Raw genomic sequence first — 7291 nt, forward strand, 5'->3', positions numbered from 1 at the left:
CGGGGGGCGACCCCCGGACCCCCGGCCGGACCGCGGCGGCGCGGCTCGGCGCGGCGCGGCTCGGCTCTGGTTGCGGTGCTTGCCCGGGGGGCGACCCCCGGACCCCCGGCCGGACCGCGGCGGCGCGGCTCGGCGCGGCTCGGCTCAGCTCTGGTTGAAGAAGCCGCCCGGCGCCCGGCGCCCGGCAGGCTCGCCGTTGAGGACCCGGTAGTCGGCCGGCGTGAGCAGGAAGACGCGGTTGGCCACGCGCTCGATCGAGCCGCGCAGCCCGAACGTCAGGCCGGCCGCGAAGTCCACGACGCGCTTGGCGTCGCTCGGCTCCATGGTGGTGAGGTTCACGATCACCGGGACGCCCTCGCGGAAGAGCTCGCCGATGCCGCGGGCGTCCCGGAAGCCGTCCGGGGTCACCGTGGCGATGCGGGTGCCCTGCTCCTGGGCGACCTCGTCGGCCACCCGGACCTTGGGGTTGGTCACCCAGGAGTCGCCCGGCTCGGGTCCTTCGTCCGAGTCCTCTTCGTAGCCGCCGTAGTAGCGCTCGTCATCGCTGTCGTCGACGAGGCCAAGCCAGGCACTCGCCTTGCGCACCGATCCCATGGACGCCTCCTCTCACACGCGGTGTGTTCCGCCCGCCCCTCTATGGTCGTCCATGATGCGGATGTTGTGCCAAGTGGATGGCGGCCGAGCGAGGATTTCGTGACGCATCTGGTGCAAAGCGGGTGTCGATGCGTCAGAAACCTTCGTGGGTCGGCCACGGGCGCTGGACCTGGGCATATGCGGAGCGGACGGTGGGCGTGCGCTCCCCGCGAGGTGCCACTTCCCGGTGATTAGGATGCCCGGGTCCATCGGCACACACACGGGGGAACACGCCTTGTTCGGAATCATCAGGCCTTGCCGGCACCGGCTGTCGGACGACATGCGGACCGAGTGGATGGCTCATCTGTGCGGACTCTGTCTGGCACTCAAGGGCGATCACGGACAGGTGGCCCGCATGGCGACGAACTATGACGGGCTGGTCATATCGGTTCTGGTGGAGGCTCAGTCCTCGCCCGCCGAGGGCGCGAACGCCTGGCGGCGCACGGCGGGACCCTGCCCGCTGCGGGGCATGCGCGGTGCGTCGGTGGCCCGGGGCGAGGGCGCGCGGCTGGCCGCGTCCGTCTCGCTGGTGCTGGCCTCGGCCAAGATGCGCGACCACGCCGCCGACGGCGACGGCCTCCTGGCGCGCCGTCCGGTCGCGGCCGCCGCGCGCCGCGTGGCGGCCAAGTGGGACCGCGCGGGCGCCCGCACCGGTTCGGAGCTCGGCTTCGACACGGCGGTGCTGGTCGACGCGGTCGAGCGGCAGACCGGGATCGAGGCCCTGGCGGGCCCCGGCACTCCGCTCCTGGAGATAACCGAGCCCACCGAGACGGCGACCGCCGCGGCCTTCGGCCACACGGCCGTGCTGGCCGGGCGGCCGGGCAACCGGGCGCCGCTGGAGGAGGCGGGCCGGCTCTTCGGGCGGCTCGCCCACCTGCTGGACGCGGTCGAGGACCTGGACGAGGACGCCCGTACCGGTGCCTGGAACCCGGTCGCCGCGACGGGCACGGACCTCGCCGAGGTCCGGCGGCTGTGCGACGACGCGGTGCACGGGGTGCGGCTGGCGCTGCGCGAGGTCGAGTTCGGCAGCAAGGCCCAGGGCCGGCTCGCGCACATCCTGCTCGCGCACGAATTGGGGCGCGCGGTCGACCGGGCGTTCGCGGGCGGAAGTTGTGAACACCGTGAACATCATCAGCCGCAGGCCGCCTTCGGCCCGCCGCCTGTCATGCCGCCCTCGTCCCCGCCGGAGCCGCCGCGGCGCGGGCGGCAGCGCGGGCTCGTCGCGGGCTGCGCGGTGTGGGCCGGGATGTTCTGCACGTGCCAGGTGTGCTGCAAGGACCCGTACACGGATCCGTGGAACGGGCAGCCGCGCGAGGGCTGGTGCGCCAAGTGCTGTGACAACTGCGATTGCGGCAACTGCGATGGCTGTGGTGACTGCTGCGACTGCTGTAACTGCTGCGGCAATTGCTGTGACGGTTGCGACGGCTGCGATTGCGGTTGCGACTGCTGAGGAGTTCTCGCGCCGGGGCGCACGCCGGGGGCGTCCGAAAGATGCTCTTGCGCCGTGCGTCCACGGCCCCGAATACTCCCGAGCAGCGCTTGTCAGGAGCACGGCGAATGTAGCGCCGTGCCCCCGGCCGCGCCTCACGGGCCCGCGCACCCTGCGGACCCCCGACCCCACTCGGGAGGACCTACGTGAGGAACAGGCGCACCACCCCCCGCACCCGTATCGCCGGACGCGTCCGCGTCCTGGCGGTGACCTCCGGTCTGCTGGCGGCATCGGCGCTCGCCGCGACCGCCGCCCACGCCGACGGCACCTCGGCCACCGGCTACTCCGCCGCCCAGCTGGCCTCCGTGAGCAGCGCCGTGGAGTCCGCCGACGTCCCGGGCACGGCCTGGGTGACCGACGAGGCCAGTGGCACCGTCGTCGTCACGGCCGACTCCACCGTCTCCCGGGCCGGCATAGCGAAGATCAGACGGCAGGCCGGCCCGGCCGCCGACGCGATACGCGTCGAGCGCACGACCGGCACCCTGCGGCCCCTGCTCGCGGGCGGCGACGCGATCTACGCGCCCAGCTGGCGCTGCTCGGTCGGGTTCAACGTCCGCAAGGGCAGCACCTACTACTTCCTGACCGCGGGTCACTGCACGGAGGGCAAGCCGCCCTACTACACCAACTCCTCCCACACCACGAGCATCGGCCCCACCACCGGCACCAGCTTCCCGGGCAACGACTACGGGATCGTGCAGTACACCAACACCTCGCTCGCCCACCCGAGCGCGGTCGACCTCTACAACGGCAGTACGCAGCGCATCACCGCGGCAGGCAACGCGACCGTCGGGCAGAGCGTGCAGCGCAGCGGCTCCACCACCGGCGTGCACGGCGGCAAGGTCACCGGGTTGAACGTCACGGTCAACTACGGCAACGGCCAGATCGTCCGCGGTCTGATCCAGACCAACGTGTGCGCGGAACCGGGCGACAGCGGCGGCGCGCTCTTCGCCGGCTCCACCGCCCTCGGGCTGACCTCCGGCGGCAGCGGCGACTGCCGCTCCGGCGGGACGACCTTCTTCCAGCCCGTCACCAAGGCGCTCAGCGCCTACGGGGTGAGCATTTTCTGATCGCCACCCCACCCACCGCCGTCTGACCGCGAGCACCAGGCCTTCCCCCAGCCTTGCGGCCAGCAGCACAGAGCCCCCGGCCCCGCGCGGGCCGGGGGCTCGACCATGCCGCGAACGGGGCATACCGTGGACATATCGCCTGTCCCGAACCGCAGGGGGCCGTGATGGTCGAAGACCTCGTGGTGGCAGTGGTGGCCGCGGCGTCGGCCGGTGCCGTCTATCTGATGGCGGCGGCGCGGGTGGTCAAGCAGTACGAGCGTGGCGTGGTGCTCCGGCTGGGCCGGCTGCGGTCGGACATCCGGGCCCCCGGGCTCACCCTGATCCTTCCCGGCGTGGACCGGCTCCGTAAGGTGAACATGCAGATCGTCACCATGCCCGTGCCCGCCCAGGAGGGCATCACCCGGGACAACGTGACCGTGCGTGTCGACGCGGTGGTCTATTTCAAGGTCGTCGACCCCGCCGAGGCGGTCATCCAGGTCGAGGACTACCGCTTCGCCGTCTCCCAGATGGCCCAGACCTCCCTCCGCTCGATCATCGGCAAGAGCGACCTGGACGATCTGCTCTCCAACCGGGAGAAGCTCAACCAGGGCCTGGAGCTCATGCTGGACAGCCCGGCCGTCGGCTGGGGCGTGCACATCGACCGCGTCGAGATCAAGGACGTCTCGCTGCCGGAGACGATGAAGCGCTCGATGTCCCGGCAGGCCGAGGCCGAGCGCGAGCGCCGGGCCCGCGTGATCAACGCGGACGCCGAGCTGCTGGCCTCGAAGAAGCTCGCCGAGGCCGCCGCGACCATGTCCGAGCAGCCGTCCGCGCTGCAGCTGCGCCTGCTCCAGACGATCGTGGCGGTCGCTGCCGAGAAGAACTCCACGCTCGTCCTGCCCTTCCCCGTGGAGCTGCTGCGTTTTCTCGAACGGGCCCAGGGGGGAACGGCACCGCCGGCGACCGGCACGCCCCGGACCGAGGCCGAGCAGGCCGAGGCGTCCGGGCGGGCCGGCCGGGTCGAGGAGCCGCCCGCCCGGGTCCCCATCGACGACGACACACCGCCGGAAGCGCTGGACACACCGGGAATCCCCGGGCCGCAAGCGCTGGAATCGCCGGAGTCCGGGCCTGGAGAGGCGAGTATCGGACACGCCTGACGTCCCGGCGGCCCTTCACCTGGAAATGAACCGACCCTGACGACTGGCGCAGGCCCCGCGTAGCCCACGCGGGGCCTGCATTTGTATACGCCCGCGCATGGCGCGCGACATACGCCCCGCGCATGCAGCACGATGGGGGCGCGTGCATGACCATGCGCGCGACCGGAAGTCGCTCTTGTGCACTCCCCCCTTTGGTCGGGACACTCGACGAACCGATCAACTTGGCATGGACGCGCCTCTCCTATCGGGGAAGCGGCTGTGTCGTACACCCTCCGGGCCGCCGGCGATCCCGCTCGCCCCAGGCTCAACCCCCCACTGGAGGTGTCGAGTTGAAGACCTGCCGGATGCCCGCGCGGGCCGCACTGGCCGGCGCCGCGGTCACGGTCCTCACCGCCGCGACGCTGACGTCGCAGCCCGCCGGCGCGTCGGCCGGCAACCGTGCCGCCGTCGCCCCGGCCGTGCTCTCCGAGCTCGCCGCGGTCCGTCTCGCCAGGTCGCTCGACACCCAGCTGCGGGACGCGGCAGCCGGCTCCTACTACGACACCGACGCCCGCCGCCTCGTGGTCGACGTCGTCGACCGGGGCGCCGAGGACACCGTCCGCAAGGCGGGCGCCGAGCCCCGGCGCGTACGGTTCTCCCGGGCCCGGCTGGACGAGGCCAAGCGCACCCTCGCCGCCCGCGCGACCATCCCGGGCACCGCCTGGGCCACGGACCCCAGAGCCAACCGGGTCGTCGTCACCGCCGACCGCACCGTCACCGGCGCCAAGCTGGACCGGCTCAACCGGGTCGCCTCGCGGCTCGGCGACGTGGTCGTCGTGCGCAGAACCACCACCCGGCTCACCCGGCTGATCGCCGGCGGCGACGCCATCTGGGGCGGCGGCGCCCGCTGCTCCATCGGCTTCAACGTCGTCAAGAGCGGTGTCCCCTACTTCCTGACCGCCGGCCACTGCGGCCGCGCCGTCGCCACCTGGTCCGCCGTCAAGGACGGCGCGCCCATCGCGACCACCACCGCGTACAGCTTCCCGGGCAACGACTACGCGCTGGTCAAGTACACCGCCACCCTGGACCATCCGAGCCAGGTGGACCTCTACGGCGCCGGCAGCCAGGCCATCACCACCGCCGCCGACCCCACCGTCGGCGAGGCCGTGCGGCGCAGCGGCTCCAGCACCGGCGTCCGCACGGGCCACGTCACCGGTGTCGACGCCACCGTCAACTACGCCGAGGGCACCGTCGGCAATCTCATCAAGGCCGACGTGTGCGCCGAACCCGGCGACAGCGGAGGCCCCCTCTTCGACGGCACCAAGGCCCTCGGCATCACCTCCGGCGGCAGCGGCAGCTGCCTCCTCGGCGGCGAAACCTATTATCAGCCGGTGTCCGAAGCGCTGAAGGCGTACGGTGTGACCCTCGGCTGACACGCCGGCCCCTGCGGCGGCCGGCCCCACGGACGCGGCCCCCGGACACACCTCCACGGTGTCCGGGGGCCGCCTTTCGCCCATGCGGGCAGGCTCTTCGGGCCGGGTCAGAAGTTGAAGACCACGCCCTTGCCGGCCTCCCGCTCACAGGGGTTGGCGAACACGCGCTTGTACGAGACGCGCTTGCCGTCCCAGACGCCCTCGGCCGTCACCAGGGTCGGGTTGTACTCCTTGGTGCAGAACGTGCCGGCCTTGATCGTGGTGACCTTGTTGAAGTCACCGCCCGCCGCGCGCAGCGCGGCACAGGCGTCGCTGACCGCCGGGTGCGTACCGCCGGCCTTGGGGGTACACGTGAGGGTGACCGCGCGCTGTACGCCGGCGGTGGCGGGGTCGTCGCCCTGGGCGACGGTCAGCACCAGCGCCGAGGGTGCGTACAGGCTCTGCGTGCTCGAGGGCGCGGCGTTCGCCGCCGTACCGGCACCTGCCAGGCCGGCCATGCCCAGCGCCGCAGCCAGCGCGATTCCCCCAGTGATGTACCGCATTCCGAACACTCCCTTGTTCGTGGCGTCAGATAACGGACGGAAGTCTTGCCGAAGTTGGGCATGAACGCGACCGTACCGAACACTTTTAGTCGCCGTGCAGAAGCGTTCGGTAATGGCTCGATCTCATGTGCCGCCAGGCCCGTGAGCGGCGAGGGGGGAAATCCGGACGTGGTGGGGTCGTCCGGATTGCCAGGGGTTGGGGGGATTTAGTGTTACGGGAGTGTTGACCAGCGGTGATACCTGGAAATTTGCGGGGTGTTCGGCTGTCCGACGCATGAAAGCAAGATTTTCCGGCCCGTAGAGCAAGGAATCTCAAGATCTTTCCTGTGGAGGCGGGGTCTCCCGCAGACCGGCCGAAAAGCGGGCGTTCGGTGGCCGCCGCAGGGATTCCGGGGAGTCCAGCTTTTGGCCGAAGGACGTCCCGGCGAGGGCCGCGTAATCCGTGAATCGTCGCACGCCGCATGCCGTGCAGGCGGCCAAACCGTGTTCGGAGAGGCTCCAGGCACCGTGCGGGCAGGAGGGCCGGTTCATGTCAGTGCACCGCCCGGTGGTGACGGCCCATCGCGGCGATCCACGCCAGCGCGGCGACGCGGTCGCCCTGGCGGGACGCGGCGTAGTACGCCGCCTTGATCCGCACGCACTCCGCGCAGGGCGCGGTCCGGCGGGACTTCTTGGGGAGGGGGGCGGGCATGTGGGTACCTCGTGTGGGGGGTAACGACTGTGTGTGGCAACAGCGTTGCGGTCCGCGAGTAGCTTCGACAGAGGGGAGCCCATGACGCTCGCAGAGTTATGGCGGAGGGATGCCAGACATGACCGCTGAGACCGATTCACCCGACCCGACCTCGTCACTCCTGGCCTTCTTCGGCTCGGAGTTGAAGCGGGTCCGGACGGAGTCCGGCAAGTCCCAGGAGGCGACGGCGAAGCTCGCGCACACGACGCAGGCGATGATCAGCTATGTGGAGTCGGCGAAACGGGTGCCGTCGGAGGACCTGGCGAGGGATCTCGACGTTGC

At 71.5% G+C, this 7291-nt stretch carries 9 protein-coding genes; 5 read left to right on the forward strand and 4 right to left on the reverse strand.

The genetic code is table 11. The features are described from left to right. Nucleotides 1–144: 144 nt before the first annotated feature. Complete coding sequence (sepF, locus tag AB0K09_RS26910) at nucleotides 145–594, reverse strand: cell division protein SepF (RefSeq protein WP_366067988.1); 450 nt, start codon at nucleotides 592–594, stop codon at nucleotides 145–147. A gap of 274 nt (nucleotides 595–868) precedes the next feature. On the opposite strand from sepF, the gene AB0K09_RS26915 reads away from it, so the two are divergent. From AB0K09_RS26915 to AB0K09_RS26930, 4 genes are all read left to right on the forward strand, one after another. After that, nucleotides 869–2083, forward strand: coding sequence for a DUF5685 family protein (locus tag AB0K09_RS26915; protein WP_366067989.1), 1215 nt, complete (start codon nucleotides 869–871; stop codon nucleotides 2081–2083). A gap of 185 nt (nucleotides 2084–2268) precedes the next feature. After that, complete coding sequence (locus AB0K09_RS26920) at nucleotides 2269–3189, forward strand: S1 family peptidase (protein ID WP_366067990.1); 921 nt, start codon at nucleotides 2269–2271, stop codon at nucleotides 3187–3189. A 164-nt stretch (nucleotides 3190–3353) separates the two neighbouring features. After that, a complete protein-coding gene (locus AB0K09_RS26925; RefSeq protein ID WP_366067993.1) occupies nucleotides 3354–4325 on the forward strand; it encodes a slipin family protein in 972 nt (323 codons plus the stop codon). Between the two features lie 329 nt (nucleotides 4326–4654). Continuing rightward, nucleotides 4655–5737, forward strand: coding sequence for a S1 family peptidase (locus AB0K09_RS26930; protein WP_366067994.1), 1083 nt, complete (start codon nucleotides 4655–4657; stop codon nucleotides 5735–5737). A gap of 107 nt (nucleotides 5738–5844) precedes the next feature. Here the strand turns inward: AB0K09_RS26930 and AB0K09_RS26935 are convergent, their stop codons facing one another. From AB0K09_RS26935 to AB0K09_RS26945, 3 genes are all read right to left on the reverse strand, one after another. After that, entirely contained in the window at nucleotides 5845–6279 is a 435-nt protein-coding gene (locus AB0K09_RS26935; protein WP_366067995.1) for a subtilase-type protease inhibitor, read from the reverse strand. A 312-nt stretch (nucleotides 6280–6591) separates the two neighbouring features. Then, on the reverse strand, nucleotides 6592–6810 hold the full coding sequence (locus AB0K09_RS26940) for a DUF6255 family natural product biosynthesis protein (protein ID WP_366067996.1): 219 nt from the start codon (nucleotides 6808–6810) through the stop codon (nucleotides 6592–6594). A gap of 1 nt (nucleotide 6811) precedes the next feature. Next, nucleotides 6812–6970 (reverse strand): hypothetical protein, encoded by a 159-nt coding sequence (locus AB0K09_RS26945; protein WP_366067997.1) that lies wholly within the window; start codon nucleotides 6968–6970, stop codon nucleotides 6812–6814. A gap of 118 nt (nucleotides 6971–7088) precedes the next feature. Between AB0K09_RS26945 and AB0K09_RS26950 the strand changes: the two genes are divergently transcribed. Further along, nucleotides 7089–7291, forward strand: a 203-nt coding sequence (locus AB0K09_RS26950; RefSeq protein ID WP_366067999.1) for a helix-turn-helix transcriptional regulator, incomplete at its 3' end; no start/stop codon positions are given.

The organism is Streptomyces sp. NPDC049577, assembly GCF_040675635.1.
In the GTDB taxonomy this organism is placed as follows: Bacteria; Actinomycetota; Actinomycetes; order Streptomycetales; family Streptomycetaceae; genus Streptomyces.

Coding starts and splice junctions, on each gene's coding strand:
- AB0K09_RS26940 (WP_366067996.1), bottom strand. CDS start 6,810: ATGAACCGGCCCTCCTGCCCGCACGGTGCCTGGAGCCTCTCCGAACAC.
- AB0K09_RS26945 (WP_366067997.1), bottom strand. CDS start 6,970: ATGCCCGCCCCCCTCCCCAAGAAGTCCCGCCGGACCGCGCCCTGCGCG.
- sepF (WP_366067988.1), bottom strand. CDS start 594: ATGGGATCGGTGCGCAAGGCGAGTGCCTGGCTTGGCCTCGTCGACGAC.
- AB0K09_RS26935 (WP_366067995.1), bottom strand. CDS start 6,279: ATGCGGTACATCACTGGGGGAATCGCGCTGGCTGCGGCGCTGGGCATG.
- AB0K09_RS26925 (WP_366067993.1), top strand. CDS start 3,354: ATGGTCGAAGACCTCGTGGTGGCAGTGGTGGCCGCGGCGTCGGCCGGT.